Here is a 22,010-nt window from a genome sequence, read left to right on the forward strand (position 1 = left end):
GGCGCGGCGCTGGAACATCTGTTCGGCTGGACACCGCCAACGCCACGCCCGCCGTTCAGCCCGGCGCGGATCGACACTTTGCTCGCCCTGGAAGAGGACCCTCGCGCCTGACACATACATGGCGCCCACCCTGAAACTGTGGGAGCCGAGCTTGCTCGCGATGGCGGTGGATCAGCTTGCATTGAAGCTGGCAGTGCCGACGCCATCGCGAGCAAGCTCGCTCCCACATTGGATCTTCAGCGCTCCCTGAGGATCAGTCCCCAGCAAATTCCCTGTGGGAGCGAGCCTGCTCGCGATGGCATCATCACGCTCAACGCAGGACTACAGCGCCGGCACACCACTGTGAAAACGAAACTCCACGTCCGGCGATTCGATCAGGTCCCGCTCGGCCTCGCGCACCTTGTCGATCACCTGGGCGATGTCCTTGGCGTCGCCGTACTGGTAGGCGAGTTTCAGATAACCCTGAAAATGCCGGGCCTCGCTTTTCAGCAGGCCGAAATAGAACTTGCCCAGTTCTTCGTCCAGGTGTGGCACCAAGGCCTCGAAACGCTCGCAACTGCGCGCTTCGATGAAGGCGCCGACCACCAGGGTGTCCACCAGCTTGACCGGTTCGTGGCTGCGCACCACTTTGCGCAGACCCGAGGCGTAACGCCCGGCGGATAGCTGGCGCAAGCCGATCTTGCGCTTTTTCATCAGGCGCATGACCTGCTCGTGATGGACCAGTTCTTCCCGGGCAAGACGCGACATCAGGTTGATCAGGTCGACGTGGGAATGGTACTTGGCGATCAGGCTCAGGGCGGTGCTGGCGGCCTTGAACTCGCAGTTCTTGTGGTCGATCAGTAACGTTTCCTGATCGGCCAATGCGGCCTGGACCCAGCCGTCGGGGGTGCGGCAGCCAAGGAACTCGTGGATTTCGGGAAGGATCATGGGGCTCACGGGCAAAGGTAATCGAGCGAAGGGCGCCGATTATACCGGCCTGTCCCCAGACCACCAGTCACGGGCGTTGATATGCATCAAGTCGACGGCCCAGCCACAACCACTAGACTGCCCCACACCAACTATAGTTGAGCAACGCCACGCCCTTTCATTGCTGGAGACGCCGATCATGCAAGCCATTCGCAGCATCCTGGTGGTCATCGAACCCGAACACGCGGAAAGCCTGGCGCTCAAGCGTGCCAAACTGATCGCCGGCGTGACCCAGGCCCACCTGCACCTGTTGGTCTGCGACAAGAAACACGACCATGCCGGCCTGCTCAGCGTGCTGAAAGCCGGGTTGCTGGCGGACGGCTACAGCGTGACCACCGAACAGGCCTGGAATGAAAGCCTTCATGAAACCATCATCGAGGTGCAACAGGCCGAAGGGTGCGGCCTGGTCGTCAAGCAGCACTTCCCCGACAGCCCGCTGAAAAAAGCCCTGCTGACCCCGGCGGACTGGAAACTGCTGCGTCATTGCCCGACCCCGGTGCTGCTGGTGAAGACCTCGGGTTCGTGGAAGGACAAAGTGATCCTGGCGGCGGTTGACGTGGGCAATGCCGATGGTGAGCACCGGCACCTGCACACCACCATCATTGACCATGGCTACGACATCGCCAGCCTGGCCAAGGCGCACCTGCACGTCATCAGCGCGCACCCGTCGCCGATGCTTTCGGCGGCCGACCCGACCTTCCAGCTCAAGGAAACCATCGAGGCCCGTTATCGCGAACAATGTCGGGCGTTCCAGGCCGAATTCGACATCGATGACCAGCATCTGCACATCGAAGAAGGCCCGGCGGATGTGTTGATACCATTCATGGCCCACAAGCTGCAGGCGGCGGTGACAGTGATCGGTACGGTGGCACGCTCCGGGTTATCGGGCGCCTTGATCGGCAACACCGCCGAAGCTGTGCTCGATACCCTGGAAAGTGACGTACTGGTGCTCAAGCCGCAGGAGGTGGAGGATCATCTGGTGGAGCTGACAGTCAAGCACTGACCCTTGCCACGAAAGCTCACCTGTCAGCCGCCAAACGCATCCTTCAGGAACCCCGGCGCAATGTAGCGCTGGTAGTGGGCTTCGGACAGGAGGAAGAATTCCCGATCGATGGCGTCGCGCAGGTCCGGCAGTTCCCAGTCGCGAAATTCCGGCATCAGCACCATCCCATAGGCCTCAAGGTTGTTGATGACCCGCGCGCCCCGGGCGATCAACTGATAGGCCCAGCAGTACTCCGACTGGTGCGGCACGAAGCGGATCTTGCGATCCTCGAGTTGCCGGCGCAGCAGGCCGGGGTCGAACACCTCCAGCTTGGCCACCATCACCTGCACCAGCAGTTGCTCCAACCGCATCCACACCGCGCGCTTCTCGTCCTCGTTGTAGCCGTTCCAGTGAATCACTTCATGGTGGAACCGCTTGCAGCCGCGGCACACCAGGTCACCGTAGACAGTGGAGCAAAGGCCGACGCAAGGGGTCTTGATGAGCTGGTTGGGCATAAGGAAACGCGCACGCAAAAACAGGACAGGCTGGCATGTTAGCCCTTTGTCTAAGATTGATCACCCCTCAAACTTCCCGGCCGAACTTACCTTTAATTTTTTTTTGCCGTAGAATCAGCCAGCCTTTTAAGGCGCCAATGTCCGTTAGAAGCTGTTTTCAAAGCGTCACGAGCACAGTCGTTCCTTCAGAGCGGTGTTGGCGAAGGGTCTTTCCAGCGGGGAAAGCCCTACGCCAACCCTCATCAGCTCCCCGTTCTGCAGGCGTAAAACTTTGAAAGCAGCTTCTGTGAGGAACCCCGGAAACCCTGGCGTGGTGGCTCAAAAAGCCCCCAGACGCGCAGGCATACCGCGGGTTTCTGGATGAGCGTCCCGGACACCCATTTGGGACCACTGATGAGGGTAATAACTGTGCTTGAAGCCTACCGCAAACATATCGAAGAGCGCGCAGCACTGGGTATCGTTCCCCAGCCGCTTAACGCCGAACAAACCGCAGGCCTGATCGAGCTGCTGAAGAATCCTCCGGCGGGCGAAGAAGCTTTCCTCGTTGACCTGATCACCAATCGCGTTCCGCCTGGCGTCGACGAAGCCGCCTACGTCAAGGCCGGCTTCCTGTCCGCCCTGGCCAAGGGTCAGGCCCAATCCCCTCTGCTGGACAAGAAGCGCGCCGTCGAGCTGCTGGGCACCATGCAGGGCGGCTACAACATCGTGACCCTGGTCGAGCTGCTGGACGACGCCGAGCTGGCGCCCGTGGCCGCCGCGGAGCTCAAGCACACCCTGCTGATGTTCGACGCCTTCCACGACGTGGCTGAAAAAGCCAGGAACGGCAACGCTCACGCCCAGGCCGTGCTGCAATCCTGGGCTGATGGCGAGTGGTTCAAGAAGCGCGCGGTACTGGCCGACAAGATCAGCCTGCGGGTGTTCAAGGTCACCGGCGAAACCAACACCGACGACCTGTCCCCGGCGCCAGACGCCTGGTCGCGTCCTGATATCCCGCTGCACGCCCTGGCCATGCTGAAAATGGCCCGTGACGGCATCGTTCCGGACGAGCAAGGCAAGACCGGCCCGATGAAGCAGATCGAGGAAATGCGCGGCCAGGGCTTCCCGATCGCCTACGTCGGTGACGTGGTCGGTACCGGCTCCTCGCGTAAATCGGCCACCAACTCGGTGCTGTGGTTCTTCGGCGACGACATCCCGTACGTGCCGAACAAGCGTGCCGGCGGCTTCTGCTTCGGCAGCAAGATCGCGCCGATTTTCTACAACACCATGGAAGACGCCGGCGCCCTGCCGATCGAATTCGATGTGTCGAACATGAACATGGGCGACGTGATCGACCTGTACCCGCACGCTGGCAAGGTCTGCAAGCACGGTACCGACGAAGTCATCACCACCTTCGAAATGAAGACCCCGGTCCTGTTGGACGAAGTCCGTGCCGGCGGTCGTATCCCGCTGATCATCGGCCGTGGCCTGACCGAGAAGGCACGTGCCGAGCTGGGCCTGCCGCCGTTCGACCTGTTCAAGAAGCCCGAAGCCCCTGCCGAAAGCACCAAGGGTTTCACCCTGGCGCAGAAGATGGTCGGCAAGGCCTGCGGCCTGGCAGAAGGCCAAGGCGTGCGCCCTGGTACCTACTGCGAACCGAAGATGACCACCGTGGGTTCCCAGGACACCACCGGTCCCATGACCCGTGATGAACTGAAAGACCTGGCGTGCCTGGGCTTCTCCGCTGACCTGGTGATGCAGTCGTTCTGCCACACCGCGGCGTATCCAAAGCCGATCGACGTGACCACCCACCACACCCTGCCTGACTTCATCATGACCCGCGGCGGCGTTTCCCTGCGTCCGGGCGACGGCATCATCCACTCGTGGTTGAACCGCATGCTGCTGCCGGACACCGTTGGTACCGGTGGTGACTCGCACACCCGTTTCCCGATGGGCATCTCGTTCCCGGCCGGTTCGGGCCTGGTCGCGTTCGCCGCAGCCACCGGCGTCATGCCGCTGGACATGCCGGAATCGATCCTGGTGCGCTTCAAAGGCAAGATGAAACCTGGCATCACCCTGCGTGACCTGGTTCATGCCATCCCTTACTTCGCGATCCAGAACGGCCTGCTGACTGTCGAGAAGAAAGGCAAGAAAAACGCCTTCTCCGGCCGCATCCTGGAAATCGAAGGCCTGGAAGGCCTGACGCTGGAACAGGCTTTCGAGCTGTCCGACGCCTCGGCCGAACGTTCGGCTGCCGGCTGCACCATCAAGCTGTCGAAAGAATCGATCACCGAGTACCTGCAGTCCAACATCACCCTGCTGCGCTGGATGATCGGCGAAGGCTACGGCGATGCCCGTACCCTGGAACGTCGTGCCCAGGCGATGGAAGCCTGGATCGCCAACCCTGAGCTGATGGAAGCCGATGCCGACGCCGAATACGCCGAAGTCATCGAAATCGACCTGGCCGACATCAGCGAGCCTGTGCTCTGCGCGCCGAACGACCCGGACGACGCCCGTCTGCTCTCCAGCGTTGCTGGCGAGAAGATCGACGAAGTGTTCATCGGTTCGTGCATGACCAACATCGGTCACTTCCGCGCCGCCGGCAAGTTGCTGGATCAGGTCAAGGGTCAGCTGCCAACCCGTCTGTGGCTGTCGCCGCCGACCAAGATGGACGCTCACCAACTGACCGAAGAAGGCTACTACGGCATCTACGGTAAGGCCGGCGCTCGCATGGAAATGCCAGGCTGCTCGCTGTGCATGGGTAACCAGGCACGCGTCGAGCCGAACAGCACCGTGGTGTCGACGTCGACCCGTAACTTCCCGAACCGTCTGGGCGACGGCGCGAATGTCTACCTGGCATCGGCCGAGCTGGCAGCCGTGGCATCGATCCTGGGTCGCCTGCCGACCGTCGAGGAGTACATGGAATACGCCGGCAAGATCGACAGCATGGCAGCGGACGTGTACCGCTACCTGAGCTTCGACCAGATCGCCGAGTTCCGTGAAGCCGCTGCAAACGCCAACATCCCGGTCGTCCAAGCCTAAGGCTCAGACGCTCGACTGAAAACGCCGCCCTTCTCACGAGGGGCGGCGTTTTTTTATGCCTGTCATTTCGGTGCAAGCCGAACCACCGCTATCGCGAGCAGGCTCGCTCCCACAAGGGATTGAGGGAGGGCGCAAATCTCGACAACACTTCAGAACCACTGTGGGAGCGAGCCTGCTCGCGATGGCGGCGTGTCAGCCACATCCATTGCAGCTGACATGCCACTATCGTGAGCTCAGGCCGTCAGGGAATAGACCAGCGCCGTGATCGCCACCAACCCCACCATCACCACAAAGACATTCGACGCCTGGCCGCGGTAGCGGGCCATGGCCGGGACTTTGCGGATGGCGTACATCGGCATCAGGAACAGGATCGCCGCGATCACCGGGCCGCCGAGGGTTTCGATCATGCCCAGGATGCTCGGGTTGAGCGTGGCAACGACCCAGCACACCACCAGCATGAACGCCGCCGTGAGGCGATCCAGGGTCTTGGCTGCCGGGCGACGGCCGCTCTTGACGATCAACCCCTTGAGGCCCTCGCTCGCACCGATGTAGTGGCCGAGGAACGACTTGGAAATGGCCACGAACGCAATCAACGGCGCGGCAAAGGCAATGGTCGGGTTGCTGAAATGGTTGGCCAGGTACGACAGGATCGACAGGTTCTGCGCCTTGGCCTCGGCCAATTGCGCCGGGGACAGGGTCAACACGCAGCTGAACACGAAGAACAGCACCATCACCACCATCAGCAGGTGGGCGCGCGACAGGATCTGCGCGCTGCGCGCCTCGGCGTTGACACCATGGCGACGCTTCTGGTCCACCGCAAACGCCGAAATGATCGGCGAGTGGTTGAACGAGAACACCATCACCGGGATGGCCAGCCACAGGGTCTGCAGCAGCGCCGAAGGCTCAGGCAACGTGGACGCCGTGGTCAGGATGCCGCCATTCCAGTGCGGAATCAGGAACACCGCCAGGAACAGCAACGCGACGATGAATGGGTAGACCATCAGGCTCATGGCCTTGACGATCGCCTGCTCGCCGCAACGCACCACCGTCAGCAGGCCGAGGATCAGCACCAGGGACAGCACCGCACGAGGGGGCGGCTGGATGTGCAACTGGTGCTCCAGGAAGCTGCCCACGGTATTGGTCAGCGCCACGCTGTAGATCAGCAGGATCGGGAAAATGGCAAAGAAGTACAGCAAGGTGATCAACGCGCCGGCCTTGAGGCCGAAATGCTCTTCCACCACCTCGGTGATGTCCGCGCCATCACGGCCGGACAGCACGAACCGGGTCAGGCCCCGGTGGGCGTAGAAGGTCATGGGGAACGCCAGCACCGCCAGGATCAGCAGCGGCCAGAAACCGCCGAGGCCCGCATTGATCGGTAAAAACAGCGTGCCCGCACCGATGGCGGTGCCAAACAAACCAAGCATCCAGGTGGTGTCCTGCCGGCTCCATTGGCTGAGGGTGGCTGGGACTGTCGTTTCAAAGCGCTCTTCGACGCTATTGGCCTGATCATTCATCCGGTCGGATCTCCGCTGTCCGGTCACGTGCACCCGGCCGGGACGAGTCGGAAAAACCCGACAGGCAGCGCCCTGGCCGAAACAGGGGCGCGATTGTCAGGGATTAATGAGCAGAAGCAAAGGCTTAGCTGAGGAGTGGTGGTGGGAGGTAGCAAAAATGCTTCGGAGCAAGGCAGCGCAGCTATCGCCGCTTTACGCCAGCTCCTACACTCAGCACAGAACGCACAAAACCTGTGGGAGCGAGCCTGCTCGCGATGGTGGCGCGTCAGTCAACATCCTATCGACTGGTACACCGCTATCGCGAGCAGGCTCGCTCCCACCGGGTCTTGCCTGAATTTCCCACAGGAGCCCAGCATGCCCGTCACCGTCCTGGTACTGGTTGAAACCGTCAATGAATACCTGCCGATCCTGGAGCGCCAGGGCTATCACCTGGAGCTGGCGCCGACGCCCGCCGAGCGCAAGACGGCGATCCTCGAACACGGCGAACGATTCAACGCAGTGCTGACCCGTGGTCCCCTGGGTTTGACGGCCGAAGAAATCGCCGCCCTGCCCAACCTGCAGATCATTTGCGTGATCGGCGCGGGCTACGAGCAGGTCGACCTGCACGCTGCGCGCAATCGCGGCATCGTGGTGACCAACGGCGCCGGGGTCAACGCCTCTTCGGTGGCCGACCACGCCATGGCGCTGCTGCTGGCGCTGGTGCGCGACATTCCCCGGGCCGACGCCTGCGTACGCCGGGGCGAATGGGCGAAGGTCATGCGCCCTTCCCTGGCCGGCAAGCGCCTGGGCGTGCTGGGCCTGGGCGCGGTGGGCATGGCGATTGCCAAACGGGCCGCCCTGGGCTTCGACATGAGCGTCAGCTACCACAACCGCCGGATGCGCAACGACGTGCCCTACACCTTCTGCGCCACGCCTACGGAACTGGCACGGGCCTCGGACTTCCTGATCGTTGCCACGCCAGGCGGCCTGGATACCCGGCAGTTGATCAACAAACAAGCGCTCGATGCCCTGGGGCCGAACGGCTTCCTGGTGAACATCGCCCGGGCCAGCGTGGTTGCCACCGCCGACCTGATCAGCGCCCTGGAACAACGACGGATCGCCGGCGCGGCCCTGGATGTTTTCGATCACGAGCCCGAGGTGCCGGACGCGCTGAAAAACCTGCCCAACGTCGTCCTCACACCCCACGTGGCCGGCCTGTCGCCGGAAGCCACCCGTGGCACCGTCGAGCTGGTGGGCCAGAACCTCGGCGCGTTCTTCGCCGGCAAGCCGGTGCTGACACCCGTCCCGCTGCCCGAACCCTACAATTGACCGTGGCTGGGGAGCTTGCTCCCTCGCCACGGACTCAAAGAACCCCAAGCAACGTCCACAACCGCCGGGATTCCGCGTCGGCGCTGATCAGTTCGCCGAGCAGTTCACTCAGCGGCTTGTTCCCCCATTCCACGCCCCGTCGGATCAGATAAGGCACCGGGCTGTGGGGTTCGGTGCGCGCCAGGTAGCCGGCGATGACCAGCAGTTGTCGATAGGCTTCTTCGCGGCTGGCCGGTTCCCGGAAGTCCTGGGCAAGTGCAACCGGTGGCAGATCGGCCGAGGTGGTTCCCGTTGGTGCGCCGTGCACCGGCACGACGCTGGGTTGCTGTGGATGCATCGCGATGAACTCCTCTACCAACGCCAACAGGGCCTGCATCACGCCTTGCAGGGATTTGTAGCTCGGCGCCTGATGACCCAGGTAGGCATCGCTCCAGGCTTCGAGCCGTTGCAAGTGTTGCAGGCTCAGCATCAGGCTGCCCTGGCGATGCAACCAGAATGACAACGGCGTGGTGCGAATCAGCTCGCTGAGCTTCTTTTGCTCGGTGCGCGCGGCTTCGGCCGATGCCTTGGCATTCTTACTGTCGTTGCCCACCACCTGCTGGCGCTGCAAGCGTTGCCAGTCGTCCAGGCAGAAACCGGCGAAGGCCTGGTCGCGACCGTCGAACAATGGCACCCGCGTCAGCAACACTTCGCTATAGCGCCGGGCCAGCCACTCCAACGGAATCACCCGCCAGGATTGGTCGCCGTCGTCGGCCTGGGGATGCAAATGTTCGGGATAGCGCTCACACAGACCTGCCACCAGCGCCAGACTGCCCGGCAACCCCTCCAGCCCGGCCAGGTGCAGCCAGGCCTCCCCCAGCCAGGCGCTGATCATCAGGTCCTTGCTGCGCTCCAGCAACAGCGTGGTGGCGAGCTGTTCCAGCTCTGGCCATTGGGCGCGCTTGATCGAAGACTGCCAGACGCCGGTGGGCAGGCTGGTGTCGTCCTCGCGGCGCAACTCGCGCAACTGGTCATACTCCGCATCGTAGCGCAGGTCCTGGCCGCAGGGCGCTTGCACACCGAGCGGCTCCAACAACTGCGTGACCCGTTCCGGCAATGGGGTAATCGGCAAGCTCACGGGGCCTCCTCACGAGTGGCGATAGCGGGCGTCGATGAGGTCGCCATGAAAGGTGAGCGGGGTGCCCGGCTCGGCAATGGCGGGATCGACAGCGGCAACTTCGACCCCTGGCTCATCAATGACAGGCGCACGAACATCAGTGTTTGCTGCGCGGTGCTGGTCTGGGCCAGGGTTTGGGCCGGGTTCTGGACCGGGCTCGGATTCCGGGCGATGACCGGTAGCTGCAACGTCAGAGGAAAGTCGGTGTAGTCAACGTTTGGCTGACGTTGTACCGACACCAGCGAACGCATCAGGCGCAGCAACGACCACGGTCCCTGGTATTGCCAACCCGCTTCCAGGTCACGCACCACCAGGTTCGGTTGCAACGGGTCGTTGGCCGGACGCTGGTAGCCGTTGCGGGCCCAGCGTAACGTCAGGCTCACGGGCTGCCCGACCATCCAGCGCAGGTTCTGCTGAGCGTCACCGGGGTAGCTGATCTGCTGGTTGCCGGCGTTCAAGCCCCAGGCAATCACCTGGTCGGCGCCGCGTTCTTCCCCGCGATCGGTGCGCCAGCGCACGTCCATTTCCACGCCGAGAAGGCCGCTCTTGTCCCGCACGAACAGCGGCCCGAGCCAGGTGCCGGCCTGTTTCAAACGGTTGAGAAAATCTTCGGCGGCCAAACGGTCCTGCGTCTGGCTCAACGTCAGCCCGGCCTGGGCCAAGGGCAGGCGCGTGTCGATCAACTCCAGTAACCGCTGCACCCGCGCCGGGTCGGCATCGCTGGCCCGTACATCCTGGGAAAACGGAAAGCGCCCGGCCAGGTACTGGTTGAAGTAGTTGGCGAGATCATTCCAGGCCGTCGCCGCCTGGTTCTGCTGCAAGTACAGGCAACGTTGCAGGGCACTCTGTTGCAGCGCCACCGCCCGTTGGGCCACATCACCGCGCCCGCCGGACAGGTTGGAGGTTTGCAGGATCTGTGCACAGGACGCCGTGTCCATCTCGATGAAATCCCGGCTCACCAACTGCTCGAACTGCGCCGCCGAGCTGGCCGGGTTCTGACTCTTGTATTTGAGTAACTCGTCATTGAGGGCCATGAACCGTGACACCTGGTCGTGCTCCAGCGCCGACAGGTTGTCCTGCTGGACGATCAGCCATTCCAGCGCCGGCATCCGTTGCTCGGCGATCTGCAGCATGGCGGCGAACTGCTGGTTGAGGTTCAGTTTCAGGTCTTGAGGATCGGTTGCACCGTACAACTGCAAGCCGAAGTTCTTCGAACCGTTCCAACGCTGGACATCGGCCCGCTGACCGAACAGCGGCTGGGCCTCGATCTCCTGCTGGCCGCTCTTGATCTGCGCCAAGGCCCGGCGATTCAACAAGCGCTGAAAACGCGTGGCCAGATCACTGCGATGCAGGTCCATGAACGCTTTCTGCAGGGCAACCGCCTGGGTGGTTTGCACGTTGAAGGCCATGCCGGGCAACTGTTCGTCACTTTCATCCAGGCTCAACCACATCGCCCGGGCCACGGCGCTTTCCGCCGCCTGCATCAGCGCGTCGCGGTAGTCCGGCGGGATGCGCGACAGCTCTTCATTGGCGTAGCTCTTGTAGCTGGCGAAGTAGTTGAGGGCGACACTGAAATCATCGCTACCGTCGCCCTGGCCCAGCGCGCCGGAGCTGCTGTCCGAAGGATCCTTCTGCAAGGCCAGCGCGACGAAATCCCGCTTGAACAACGCTTGCACAGCGCCGTCCAGCGCCGTGATGTAATCCTGCAACACCAGCAAGCCGCTGCCCTGCTGTACCAGCAGATTGTCCCGGGAGCCGGTCTGGACAATCCATTGGTCGCGAAAGCTTTGCTGCAACTTGGCCGCCTGGCTTTCCAGGTCCTGCTCGACGTCCGGCCCGAGCAAGCTGCTGTGGCTGACCTTGTCCATCAATTGTGCGTAACCGGGTACCAGGTCCTGGCCCTTGCCGCGGCTCCACGCCGAGTTGGTCAGGCTGACCAGCGTCTGCAAGTCGTCGATCAGCGCCATCAGGTCTTCAAGCTCGCTCAAGGAGTTGCCACCACCGGCCTCCAGCCGTTGCAGGTGCAGCTTGAGATAGCCGGCCTGGCGCACGAAGTTGTCCGCCAGGAAATAGTGATCCAGCCAACGCTGCATCAGGCCGGTGAAATTGTCGGAGATCAACGGTCGCGCGGCGTTCAGGTCCAGGCCTTTCAGATCGGTATTCTGGGCGTCGAACAGAATCCGGTTGTAGAACCGCGCCCGGCTCAAGGTGCCCGTGTTGAGATTCAACGACAGAGCGTTGTCGCTCAGTTGCACCAGTTCATCCAGCGGCGCCTTGGGGTTGTTCACCGCCTGGCTGAAGAGTTGGTTGTGCTGTTCCAGGCGCACGGCGAGTTCCACCAGTTCCTTGGCCTTCACGTAGCTTTGCCATTGCGACGGGTCCTCACTTTGCACGTTGCCGCGGCGCTCGGTGTTGCGGATGGCCTTGAGCTGTTCCAGGTCCGCCGCCAACAGGTCACGCAAGGGCAGTACCCAATGATGCCGGGCGGTCAGGCGCAAGCCATCCTCCAATTGGGTGTCCACCGAGGAGAACCAGGAGGTGGGAAACACCACCGAGACGAAGCGCCAGCGCGGGGCTTTCTCCAGCATGTTCCAATAGTTCTGCACGTTGTGCCGGGTCGGCTCCAGTTGCGGCTTGTCAGGGTCGATCACCCAGTGGTTCTTGTGGGTGCTGAGGATCAGCTGCGACAGCTCCTCGGCCTGCTCCACCGAATCCCGCCAGACCCAGACCATGCCCCCCATCCAGAGCAATCCCACCACCAGCGCCACCCCGCCGGCCAACCGGTGCCAGCGCTGGCGCAAGCGCAACAGACGCGGCACCGGTTGGGCCAGGCCATGTTCGGCCACCAGCCGCCGCGACCACAACTGCCGGGCGAACACAGTCTGGCGCAGGGTGCTGTCGCTGGCGGCCAACCCGTCCGCGCCAGCGGCCGGCGCCTGGCTGGCGGTGAAGTACACCCCGCGAAAACGCGGCGCCTCGCCTTGGGCGTTGCCCTGGAACACCGGTTCCAGGAGGATCTGCAAGGCCCGCCGCAAGCCTTCGAAACGCTCGGGCAAGCCATAAAGATCGGGACCCAACTGGCCGGACAGCGCACCGATCTCGATGATCGATTGCGAGAGCGCGGCATTGACCTGGTCCAGCGCCTGGTCAGCCCATTGCGACTGCCACGCCGCGTCAGGCAAATAAGGCGACGACCAGCCCAACGTCGATTCCCGGGCCTCGGCGGGCAAGGCACTGACCAGTTCCTGGAACCCCGGCAATGCCTCCATGCCGGTGATCACCACGTACACCGGCAAGCTCAGGCCAAACCGTTGCAGGAGGTCAATAAAACAGCGGCGAACCTTCAAGCTGAGGTCGGCGGTGTGTTCGATGTCCTCGAGCCGGTCGAACGGAACGGTCCAGATCACCGCGTCCAATGGCCGTTTGCTGCGCAAGCGCAGGAGCAGCCCTATCAGGCGCCACCAGTTGCCCCGTTGCCGGTTCATGCCCTCATCGGGCAAAAACAGCGCCTGGGGCACCACCAGTACCGCGCCTTCGGCATCCGACCACCAGCGCCCGAACCACGCCGCCTTGTCCGTCGGTTGCAAGCGCCACTGGGCACACAACTGGGCCCCATCGGCTTCATTGCCGAGCATCATCAGCCAGGGCATCTGGTAACGATCACGGACGCCCTGCTCCTGTTCCATGTGGCGCACCGCCCCATAGAAACTGCGGATCGCCGCACCGCCCTGGGTGCGCAGCCACCCGATCACGGCCACGATCAACAGCACCAGGAGGATGGCGAGCACCACCAGCGCGACGATGCTCAAGGGGCTCATGAATCCTGCTCCTGAACCACCGACTCGTTCAACTGCAGCACCGGTTCCAGCTCCGCACGGATGTCCCGCCAGAACACGTGCCCCAACCCGGTCAGCAACGCCACCATCGCCAGGATTGCCAGACCCAGGCGCAACCCGTCCGGCATTGATTGCTGCGCGGGCATCCGCACCGGCACCGCCGCCGACGACAGCGCCAGGCGCTGGCTGACATCGACAAAATCGGGTTCGTGCTGCCAGGCGAACGTGAACAGCGCCAACCGCCATTTTTCATGCTGGACCTGGCCGGGCTCGCCACGCAGTCGGCCCTGGAAGCCGAGGATCAGGCATTGCAGGTAGACATTCGCCAGGTCGCGGGTACCGGGCATCTGCTCATCCAACAGTTTCTTGATCGCTGCGGGCAAGCGTTCGCCGGCCTGGCGACTGGCATACATGCGCGATTCCAGAGGATGCTGTTGCCAGGCGAGCAGCCCCGGCCAGGAGGTGAACAGCAAGGTTTCGTCCACCAGTGCGACAAAGGCATAGACCACCGACTTGACCTGCTCGGTGGCGGCGTCGCCGACGGTGGCGAACGCCACTCGCCACAGGCGCTGGGCACAGCGCCCGGAAAACTCCACCACGCGGTTGACCAGCACCGCAGGGTCGCTGTCCTTGGGCAGGTCCTGCCACTCCTGGGACCACTTCAGCCAGGCCTGGCGAAAAGCGCTGCTCAGCGGCGCCTCATGCAGACCCCGAACCGTCCCGCCACTTCCGTCTGGCATACGACTCCCCTTGCGCGATCAGGCACTTTCAGCGGTTTGTGCCACGAACAACACCACTTGCCACGGGCTGCTGGCCTGGGCCGACGCCGGGGCGACGATATGCAGTGGTAACTGCCCGTCGAACCATTGTCCGCTGGCGGCCACCACAAACAGGCGGGTGTCGTCGCCGACGCTGTAGGCGACCTGTTCATTGCGGCCCATGGCCTGATGGGGCAGACCGCTCATGCGTTGTCGGCTCAGCAGCGCGATGTGCGGCGCGGACGCAATGATTGCCCCGCGCAGCCACTCGCCCGCCGCCTGCTCGCTGGCGCCGTTGGGCATGCGCAGGCCGATCACCAGGCGTTGGTTCGGCTGGTCGTCGGGCAACTGGATCGAGAAGACCTGTTCATTGCGCTCGAAGGCCAGGCTGCGATAACCGGCGCGGATCAATTCCAGGGTGGTTTCCAGCCAGTCGAGCAGCGGCTCGTAGCCACGCTGCAACTCAAGGAAATCCAACGCGGCAAAGGCCGGCACGCCGGCCAGCGGATCGAGGGCCGACCACGCGCCGGCCAGCCCCAGCAGCAAACCGTAGAGCGACTGCGGGGTCGCCACCCGGGTGTTGAGGGCGCCCTCGACTTCCGGCAGCCGCGCCCACAACGCGGTCAGTTGCCGGCGGATCTCCATGGCATCGTCCTGGTTACCGGCCGCCTGGGCCTGACGCAACCGGCCGGCGAGAAACATGCATTTTTCCCGTGCCCGCGCGCACAGCCCGACGATGCGTCGACCGAGCAGCGACTCCGGCAACAGCACGGGGGTCGGTGGCGTATAGGGCACCCGCCAGAAACCGCCGCCTTCCTTGCGAATGCGCAACAGTGGCAGGCAGATAGAATCGGCCTTGCTCAGTTGGGTGCACAGCCTCGGGTTCGGCCGCCAGACGGTGATCAACTCGGGAAACTCGCCACTGGTGAGGTCCGGCAGTGCGTCGCCGACCACCGACTGCAAGCGCCCTTTGAGTGGCAGCAATTGCCCGGCTCGCCACAGCGGGCTGATCGCCAGGTACACCGTCACAGTGGCGTCGTCGGTCTTGTTGACCGCCTCACTGATGTCCAACTCCAGCGTCGGCCCGACACCGGCTTGCAGGTTCACCGGCAGCCCATCCGGCAAGGTGCCTTGCAGTTGCAGCAACCGCACCTGACCGGCGCTCAGGGCCGAGGGATCGACGTCCAGTTGGCTGACACCCCAGAACCACGGATTGCAGGCACCGGCAAAATGCGCGGCCAGGGCTTCGGCGCGCAGCCCTTGCAATTGAAAATGCTGGGGCAGCAACTGCATGCCCTCATGCCAGCACACCGCGTCAGGTAACAGACTCATACGACTCCCTTCGCCATCCCAATGTCGCCGCCCGGAGCGGCCCGCGGTCACTGCGCCTTGTCATCGTTGACAAGGGTCATCTCACGACTTTCGAACTTCAGCCACGCCTTGCGCTGATCGTCCAGCCGAAGCCGGTGGGCTCCGGGAGTGTTATAGCTGGCGAAGACCAAAAGTCCAGCGGCGCGCCGGCCCTCCAGCGGGAAGGGTTGGCGGTCGATGAATTGCCCCGGCACCAGCTCCAGCCCCCACACAGCCATGAGTTGACGATAGTCGCGCTGGAACTGTTCGCGCTCGGCAAACCATTGGCTGGCGGTGATACCCGACAGCTGCTTGAGCAGGTCCGGGTCGTTCACCGCGATAAAATCCACCGCGATCGGCGTGTTGTCGTTGGCGCCGGAAGCCACATCCAGGGTCAGGTTGTCGAGGTCGACACTGGGCGCGAAGAGCGAGCAACCGGTGAGCGTCAGGCTCAGGAAAAATCCGAACAAAAAGACACGCAAAATGAATTTTCCTTTTCGGGCAGGGGTCAAAAATTGTTTTCGCTTGCATTTTTATAGACCTGTTCTAGCGTCTTGGGTAGTTCGGCCAGCACGGCCGAATGCACCAGGTTCGTCAAGGGAATGACAGGTCTTCTGCCCTCCATTTGCAACCTGCGGATCAGCAAGGGATTGCGATGAGCGGGCCTCCCGATGCATTGCTCCCCACATGCATTGGAGTCGGCCGCCATGGCAGAAAGTACCCAGCACAAGCTCGACAGAATCCGCCCTCCCCGCGTCCAGATCACCTACGACGTGGAAATCGGCAACGCCATCGAGAAAAAAGAATTGCCACTGGTGGTCGGCATTCTGGCCGACCTCTCGGGCAAGCCACTGGACCCGCTGCCCAAGCTCAATGAGCGGCGCTTCACGGAAATCGACCGCGACAATTTCAACGAAGTCCTCGCCTCCATCGCCCCCCGCGCCACGCTCCAGGTGAACAACACCCTCAGCGGCGATGACAGCAAGCTCAACATCGAACTCAACTTCCGCCACATCGATGACTTCGACCCGGTCAAGGTCGTGGAGCAGGTCACGCCGCTGCGGCGCCTGTTCGAAGCCCGCCAGCGGCTGCGGGACCTGTTGACCAAGCTCGACGGCAACGACGACCTCGACAAGCTGCTGCGTGACGTGATCGCCAACACCGAAGGCCTGCAAGAGATCAAGTCGGCCCGGCCCCAGGACGCACCGCAAGAACTGCCCGCCGTGGCCGCCAACGATGACCCGGCCCCCGCCGAACCACAGGCCTGATCGCGCTCATCATTCAAGGGAGATACAGCCATGCCTGCTTCATCCAGCGCTCAAACCAGCGAGAGCACGACCCAGACCCTGTCCCTGCTGGACAAGATCATCGCCGAGGGCCGCATGGCCCACGACGACAGCCAGCAGGACTACGCCCGCGACATGCTGGCCGAATTCGCCACCCAGGTCCTCGACGAAGGCATGGCCATCGACAAGGACACCGTGGCGATGATCAACGACCGCATCAGCCAGATCGACCAGCTGATCAGCGCTCAGCTCAACGAAGTGCTGCACCACCCCGAGCTGCAGAAACTCGAAGCCTCGTGGCGCGGTCTGCACTTGCTGGTGCAGAACACCGAAACCAGCACCCGGCTCAAATTGCGCCTGCTCAACGTTACCCAGAAAGAACTGCAGAACGACCTGGAAAAAGCCGTCGAATTCGACCAGAGCGCGTTGTTCAAGAAAATCTATGAAGAAGAATACGGCACCTTTGGCGGGCACCCGTTCAGCCTGCTGGTGGGTGACTACACCTTCGGCCGACACCCACAGGACATCGGCCTGCTGGAAAAACTTTCCAACGTTGCGGCGGCGGCTCACGCACCGTTCATTGCCGCCGCCAGCCCCCGGCTGTTCGACATGACCAGTTTCACCGAGCTGGCGGTACCCAGGGACCTGTCGAAAATTTTCGAAAGCCAGGAATTGATCAAGTGGCGCTCGTTCCGTGAAAGCGAAGACTCGCGCTACGTGTCCCTGGTGCTGCCACACTTCCTCCTGCGCCTGCCCTATGGTCCGGACACCCTGCCGGTGGAAGGCATCAACTACGTCGAAGACGTCAACGGCACCGACCACAGCAAATACCTCTGGGGCAACGCGGCCTGGGCGCTGTCGCAACGCATCACCGAAGCCTTCGCCAGATACGGCTGGTGCGCGGCGATTCGCGGGGCCGAGGGCGGTGGCGCGGTGGAAGGCTTGCCTGCCCATACCTTTCGCACCAGTTCCGGGGACCTGTCACTCAAATGCCCGACCGAAGTGGCGATCACCGACCGCCGCGAAAAAGAGCTCAACGACCTCGGTTTCATTTCCCTGTGCCACAAGAAAAACAGCGACGTGGCGGTGTTCTTCGGCGGCCAGACCACCAACAAGGCCAAGCTCTACAACACCAACGAGGCCAACGCCAACGCACGCATTTCGGCGATGTTGCCCTACGTGCTCGCGGCCTCGCGCTTTGCCCATTACCTGAAGGTGATCATGCGCGACAAGGTCGGCAGTTTCATGACCCGCGACAACGTGCAGACATACCTCAACAACTGGATCGCCGACTACGTGCTGATCAACGACAACGCGCCACAGGAAATCAAGGCGCAGTACCCGCTGCGCGAAGCGCGGGTGGACGTGACGGAGGTGGCCGGCAAGCCCGGGGCGTACAAGGCGACGGTGTTCCTGCGGCCGCACTTCCAGCTTGAGGAACTGACCGCCTCGATCCGCCTGGTGGCGACCTTGCCGCCACCGGTTGCAGCCTGACGGCATAGGACCGTGACAGAGAAATCCATGGCCAGGGAGCTGGCTCCCTCGCCATGGATTACATGCTTGCCCTTAACCAATCGGTACCTCTTTTTCTGGAGTTCCACACAATGGATGCAATCATTCTCGACCTCGGCGGCGACATCAAGGGCGACAGCCTGCTGGAGGGCTTCACGGACAAGATCGAAGTCATGTCCTACAGCCACAACGTGGCGATGCAAGTCACCAACGACGTCAGCAACTCGGAGCGCACCTCCGGCCGTCCGCACATCGGCGAATTTACCCTGACCAAATTCATCGACAGTTCCACCCCCTCGCTCAACGAGTACTGCTGCGCCGGTAAACCGATCCCCCAAGCCGTCATCACCATCGGTCGCAATGCCGCCGAAGGCAGCGGCCAGATCATGCCGTTTATCGTCTACACCCTCACCAACGTGGTGCTGTCCAACGTCAGTGTCAGTGGCGGCACGGGCGGCAAACCGGTGGAAACCCTGTCGCTGAACTTCACCAAGATCAAATGGGAACTCACTGCCCAGAAAGACGACGGCACCAAGGAAGGCACGGCGGGCACGACCTGGGACCTGGCGGCCAACAAGATGACCAAGTAAGGAGGCCGCGCCATGGCTGGCTTCGGGTTTCGCCCGCCGCTGTTCGAACGCCTGGCCAGCCCGGCGGACGACGCTGGCCGGGTGTTCGATCGACAGGCGCTGCAGGATTCGGTCCATGCCGAACTGCTGCGCCTGTTCAACACCCGACGCGGGCCACGGGCGCTGACCGATCCGCCGAGCATCCTCGACTACGGCATCGCCGACTGGACCGCGCTGCAACAACAGCGCAGCGATGACCGCCGCCAATTGACCCGGGAAATTCGCCAAGCCATCACTCACTTCGAACCTCGCCTGCGACTGGGCGAGGTGCAGGTCTGCCCGGTGCCCGGTCATCCGCAGCAACTGTGTATACGGTTGTTGGGTGAACTGCGTGGCGACCCACATGCCTGGCCGGTGGCCTTTGTCATCGAGCAGGCCGGCGACGGCCTTGAGGTACGCCATGAGCGACTCGATTGACCCGCAACTGCTGGACTATTACCAGCGTGAGTTGACCTGGCTGCGCCATGCCGGTAACCAGTTCGCCGAACGTTACCCCAAGGTCGCCCGACGCCTGGAGTTGTCACCCGGAGAATGCCAAGACCCCCACGTCGAACGTCTGCTGGAAGGTTTCGCGCTGCTTGCCGCACGCTTGCAACGCCGGCTGGACGACGACTATGCCGAGTTCAGCGACGCCCTGCTCGAACAGCTTTACCCGTTGGCCATGCGCCCTCTCCCGTCTTGCGCCATCGTGCAATTCGAACCCGACCCGAGCAAAGGCAACCTCAACGAGGGTTATCCACTGCCTCGCGACACACCGTTATTCGTCACCACCGATACGGGCCAGAGCGTGCATTTTCGCACCACTGCCGCGGTTCACCTGTGGCCGCTGGAAATCAGCGAAGCGCTGCTGCTGGGCAGCGACGAAGCCCAGGCGCTGACCGGGGTGGTCCAGGCCCGTTCTGCACTGCGCCTGAACCTGCGTTGCCTGGGGGAAAGCCAGTGGTCGACGCTGGGGATCGAGCAGTTGCGGGTGCACCTGGCGGCCTCACCGATGATCAACGCCTGGCTCTACGACCTGCTCGGTGCTCACGCGATCAAAGTCCTGGCCGGGCCGCCGGGCAGCGTGCCGGAACCGCTGGCCGGCTTGCCGCGAATCGTCGGTTTCGCCAGTGACCAGGCCTTGCTCCCGGACGAAGACGGCGTGCACCCGGGCATGCGCCTGCTGGCCGAGTATTTTGCCTTCCCCGATAAATTCGGCTTCTTCGATCTTCCCCTGGCCGGGGCAACCAGCGACAGCCAGTCCTTGTACCTGTACATCGTTTTCGACCGTGCCCCGGCCAGTCGCCTGCCACTCCAGGCCAGCGACATCGCCCTTGGCTGCGCCCCGGTGATCAACCTGTTTCCCAGGACCTCCGAGCCCCTGCGCCCGGACGGCACCCGCAGCGAATACCGCCTGGTGGCCGACAGTCATCGGGAAAACAGCGTCGAGATCCACAGCATCCGTGGCATGCGGGCCAGCTCCAGCCGTGGCGTGCGCAAGGTCCCGGCCTATTACGGCAGTCAGCACGGCAATGATCAGACGTGCTACTGGCATGCGCGGCGGGTCAGCGGCATGAGCCCGAACCGGCTGGGCACCGATCTTATGGTCAGCCTGGTGGACACGCAATTCGACCCCCTGGCCGAAACCCGGGACTACAGCCTCACCGCCGAATTGCTCTGCACCAACCGGCACCTCGCCCAGAGCCTGCCGGCCGGCACGCCGCTGGGTTTCGAGCGCCCGGGCCCGGTGGCCTGGGCGCGCCTGCGCAACCCGCCCAGCCCGCAAAGCCTGCCGCGGCTGAACGGCGAGTCACGCTGGCGACTGGTGTCGCAATTGACCCTCAACCATTTGTCACTGGTCGAAGGCCCCCAGGCACTCGACGCCCTGCGGGAGATCCTCGAGCTGCACAACCTGCGCGACGAGGCCAGCGCCCGGCGCCAGATCGAAGGGGTGCTGGGGCTGGGTTGCGAGCGGGTCATCGGCCACGTTGGCGAAGACGCCTGGCGCGGCTGGCGCAACGGCCTGGAAGTGCGGCTGCAACTGGACCCGCAGCATTTCGTCGGCAGCAGCGCCGTGCTGTTCTCCGGGGTCCTGGCGCAGTTCTTTTCCCTCTATGCCACCGCCAATCGCTTCGTACGCACCGTACTGGTCCAGTCCGACAAGGAGGTGAAGACATGGCAACCCCAAGCCGGCAAACCCCTGGCGCTCTGAACCTGAGTCAACGCCTGAGGCGCGATCCACAATGCTTCGAATGGCTCCAGGCCTTGCTGTTGCTGGAGCGCGAACACCCCCAGGCGGAAACGCTCGGCAGCGGCACCGCGCCGGATGCCGAAGCCGTGTGCCTGCGCGGGCCGCTGACGCCATTGTTCGCCGCCAGCGAGGTCGAGCGACTGGACCAGGAAGCGGGCGCGCTGCCGACCCTGACCACGCCGATCTTCGGCCTCGGCGGCCCGGACGGCCCACTGCCCTACGCCTATCAGGAATGGCTGCAACAACGGGCGCGGGCGCGAGATCATGCGCCGGCGGAATTCCTCGACCTGTTCCAGCATCGCCTGCTGAGCCTGCTCTACAAGGTGATGCGCAAACACCGCATCGCCCTGGGTTTCACCGCGCCTGCTCATCCGCGGTACAAGCGCAACTGCGCGCGTTGACCGGCCTGCTGCCCAAGGCCCTGCAAGAGCGCCAGGCCGCCCCCGACTCCGCGGTGCTGGCCTGCACCGCGCTGTACGCCGACGGCCGCCGCTCCCTGGCCGGGTTCGCGGCCATCGTCCGTGAACAGTTCGGGCTGCCGGTGGAACTCACCGCCTACGCCGGCGGCTGGCGCGAGATCCCCCCCGCCAGCCGCAGCCGCTTGCAGCCCGGTGGGCGCAACTTATGCCTGGGCCGCTCGGCGGTGGCCGGCACCCGGGTCTGGGACGAACACGCCGGTGTGCGCCTGACCCTCGGCCCGCTGAACACCGCCCAGGCCAGCGGCCTGTTGCCCGACGGCGAAACGCATCCACTGCTGGCCAGCCTCTATGCGCTGTATTTCGGCCCTGACCTGGACTGCATGCTGGTGCTGCTGGTTCGTGGCGCCGGGCCGCTACGACTTGACCGCCAGGCACCGCCACGCCTGAACTGGAACGGTGGTTTGCAACGCCAGCCGAGCCTGGCCGTGCAGTGCATCGAAACCCGCCTTCGTCAGCCGGAGATCGCCTGAA

Annotated in this window: 17 protein-coding genes and 1 pseudogene; 10 read left to right on the forward strand and 8 right to left on the reverse strand. The window is 63.5% G+C overall.

From position 1 onward, the window contains the following. Nucleotides 1–111 (forward strand): hypothetical protein (locus J7E36_RS25605; RefSeq protein WP_435304181.1); only part of this gene is annotated, 111 nt, incomplete at its 5' end. Nucleotides 112–321: 210 nt separating this feature from the next. Here J7E36_RS25605 and J7E36_RS17540 read toward each other — a convergent pair. Then, nucleotides 322–927 (reverse strand): tRNA-(ms[2]io[6]A)-hydroxylase, encoded by a 606-nt coding sequence (locus J7E36_RS17540; protein ID WP_215005386.1) that lies wholly within the window; start codon nucleotides 925–927, stop codon nucleotides 322–324. 178 nt (nucleotides 928–1,105) lie between these two features. Between J7E36_RS17540 and J7E36_RS17545 the strand changes: the two genes are divergently transcribed. After that, nucleotides 1,106–1,969, forward strand: a complete 864-nt coding sequence (locus J7E36_RS17545; protein WP_215005389.1) for a universal stress protein — start codon at nucleotides 1,106–1,108, stop codon at nucleotides 1,967–1,969. Nucleotides 1,970–1,992: 23 nt separating this feature from the next. On the opposite strand, the gene J7E36_RS17550 is transcribed toward J7E36_RS17545, so the two are convergent. Continuing rightward, a complete protein-coding gene (locus tag J7E36_RS17550; protein WP_215005392.1) occupies nucleotides 1,993–2,463 on the reverse strand; it encodes a DUF1289 domain-containing protein in 471 nt (156 codons plus the stop codon). 408 nt (nucleotides 2,464–2,871) lie between these two features. On the opposite strand from J7E36_RS17550, the gene acnB reads away from it, so the two are divergent. Next, entirely contained in the window at nucleotides 2,872–5,481 is a 2,610-nt protein-coding gene (gene acnB, locus J7E36_RS17555; RefSeq protein ID WP_215005515.1) for a bifunctional aconitate hydratase 2/2-methylisocitrate dehydratase, read from the forward strand. A 233-nt stretch (nucleotides 5,482–5,714) separates the two neighbouring features. Here the strand turns inward: acnB and J7E36_RS17560 are convergent, their stop codons facing one another. Further along, nucleotides 5,715–6,995, reverse strand: a complete 1,281-nt coding sequence (locus J7E36_RS17560) for a serine/threonine transporter (RefSeq protein WP_215005394.1) — start codon at nucleotides 6,993–6,995, stop codon at nucleotides 5,715–5,717. A 354-nt stretch (nucleotides 6,996–7,349) separates the two neighbouring features. On the opposite strand from J7E36_RS17560, the gene J7E36_RS17565 reads away from it, so the two are divergent. Beyond that, a complete protein-coding gene (locus J7E36_RS17565) occupies nucleotides 7,350–8,303 on the forward strand; it encodes a 2-hydroxyacid dehydrogenase (RefSeq protein WP_215005397.1) in 954 nt (317 codons plus the stop codon). Nucleotides 8,304–8,337: 34 nt separating this feature from the next. On the opposite strand, the gene tssA is transcribed toward J7E36_RS17565, so the two are convergent. Genes tssA through J7E36_RS17590 form a run of 5 tightly spaced genes read right to left on the reverse strand, consistent with a single transcriptional unit; the run spans nucleotide 8,338 to nucleotide 15,885 of the window. Continuing rightward, entirely contained in the window at nucleotides 8,338–9,420 is a 1,083-nt protein-coding gene (tssA, locus tag J7E36_RS17570; protein ID WP_215005400.1) for a type VI secretion system protein TssA, read from the reverse strand. Continuing rightward, entirely contained in the window at nucleotides 9,417–13,277 is a 3,861-nt protein-coding gene (locus J7E36_RS17575; protein ID WP_215005403.1) for a type VI secretion protein IcmF/TssM N-terminal domain-containing protein, read from the reverse strand. The genes tssA and J7E36_RS17575 overlap by 4 nt, the downstream gene beginning before the upstream one ends. Then, complete coding sequence (locus tag J7E36_RS17580) at nucleotides 13,274–14,035, reverse strand: DotU family type IV/VI secretion system protein (protein WP_215005406.1); 762 nt, start codon at nucleotides 14,033–14,035, stop codon at nucleotides 13,274–13,276. Before J7E36_RS17580 ends, J7E36_RS17575 begins: the two co-directional genes overlap by 4 nt. Before the next feature lie 18 nt (nucleotides 14,036–14,053). Next, nucleotides 14,054–15,385: a type VI secretion system baseplate subunit TssK gene (gene tssK / locus J7E36_RS17585; protein WP_215005409.1), complete on the reverse strand. Its 1,332-nt coding sequence runs from the start codon at nucleotides 15,383–15,385 to the stop codon at nucleotides 14,054–14,056. A 47-nt stretch (nucleotides 15,386–15,432) separates the two neighbouring features. Next, complete coding sequence (locus J7E36_RS17590) at nucleotides 15,433–15,885, reverse strand: type VI secretion protein (protein WP_215005412.1); 453 nt, start codon at nucleotides 15,883–15,885, stop codon at nucleotides 15,433–15,435. A gap of 225 nt (nucleotides 15,886–16,110) precedes the next feature. On the opposite strand from J7E36_RS17590, the gene tssB reads away from it, so the two are divergent. From tssB to tssG, 6 genes and pseudogenes are all read left to right on the forward strand, one after another. After that, entirely contained in the window at nucleotides 16,111–16,671 is a 561-nt protein-coding gene (gene tssB, locus J7E36_RS17595) for a type VI secretion system contractile sheath small subunit (protein WP_215005415.1), read from the forward strand. 30 nt (nucleotides 16,672–16,701) lie between these two features. Further along, on the forward strand, nucleotides 16,702–18,183 hold the full coding sequence (gene tssC / locus J7E36_RS17600; protein WP_215005418.1) for a type VI secretion system contractile sheath large subunit: 1,482 nt from the start codon (nucleotides 16,702–16,704) through the stop codon (nucleotides 18,181–18,183). Nucleotides 18,184–18,293: 110 nt separating this feature from the next. Next, nucleotides 18,294–18,791: an Hcp family type VI secretion system effector gene (locus tag J7E36_RS17605; RefSeq protein WP_014337905.1), complete on the forward strand. Its 498-nt coding sequence runs from the start codon at nucleotides 18,294–18,296 to the stop codon at nucleotides 18,789–18,791. Nucleotides 18,792–18,803: 12 nt separating this feature from the next. Then, nucleotides 18,804–19,247 (forward strand): type VI secretion system baseplate subunit TssE, encoded by a 444-nt coding sequence (gene tssE / locus J7E36_RS17610; protein ID WP_215005422.1) that lies wholly within the window; start codon nucleotides 18,804–18,806, stop codon nucleotides 19,245–19,247. Continuing rightward, nucleotides 19,231–21,021: a type VI secretion system baseplate subunit TssF gene (gene tssF / locus J7E36_RS17615; protein ID WP_215005425.1), complete on the forward strand. Its 1,791-nt coding sequence runs from the start codon at nucleotides 19,231–19,233 to the stop codon at nucleotides 21,019–21,021. Before tssE ends, tssF begins: the two co-directional genes overlap by 17 nt. After that, a pseudogene (gene tssG / locus J7E36_RS17620) lies at nucleotides 20,985–22,009 on the forward strand (type VI secretion system baseplate subunit TssG). The gene tssF and the pseudogene tssG overlap by 37 nt, the downstream one beginning before the upstream one ends. The last annotated feature ends 1 nt before the right edge of the window (nucleotide 22,010 follow it).

It is taken from the genome of Pseudomonas fluorescens (genome assembly GCF_018614775.1).
Taxonomy (GTDB): Bacteria; Pseudomonadota; Gammaproteobacteria; order Pseudomonadales; family Pseudomonadaceae; genus Aquipseudomonas; species Aquipseudomonas fluorescens_BY.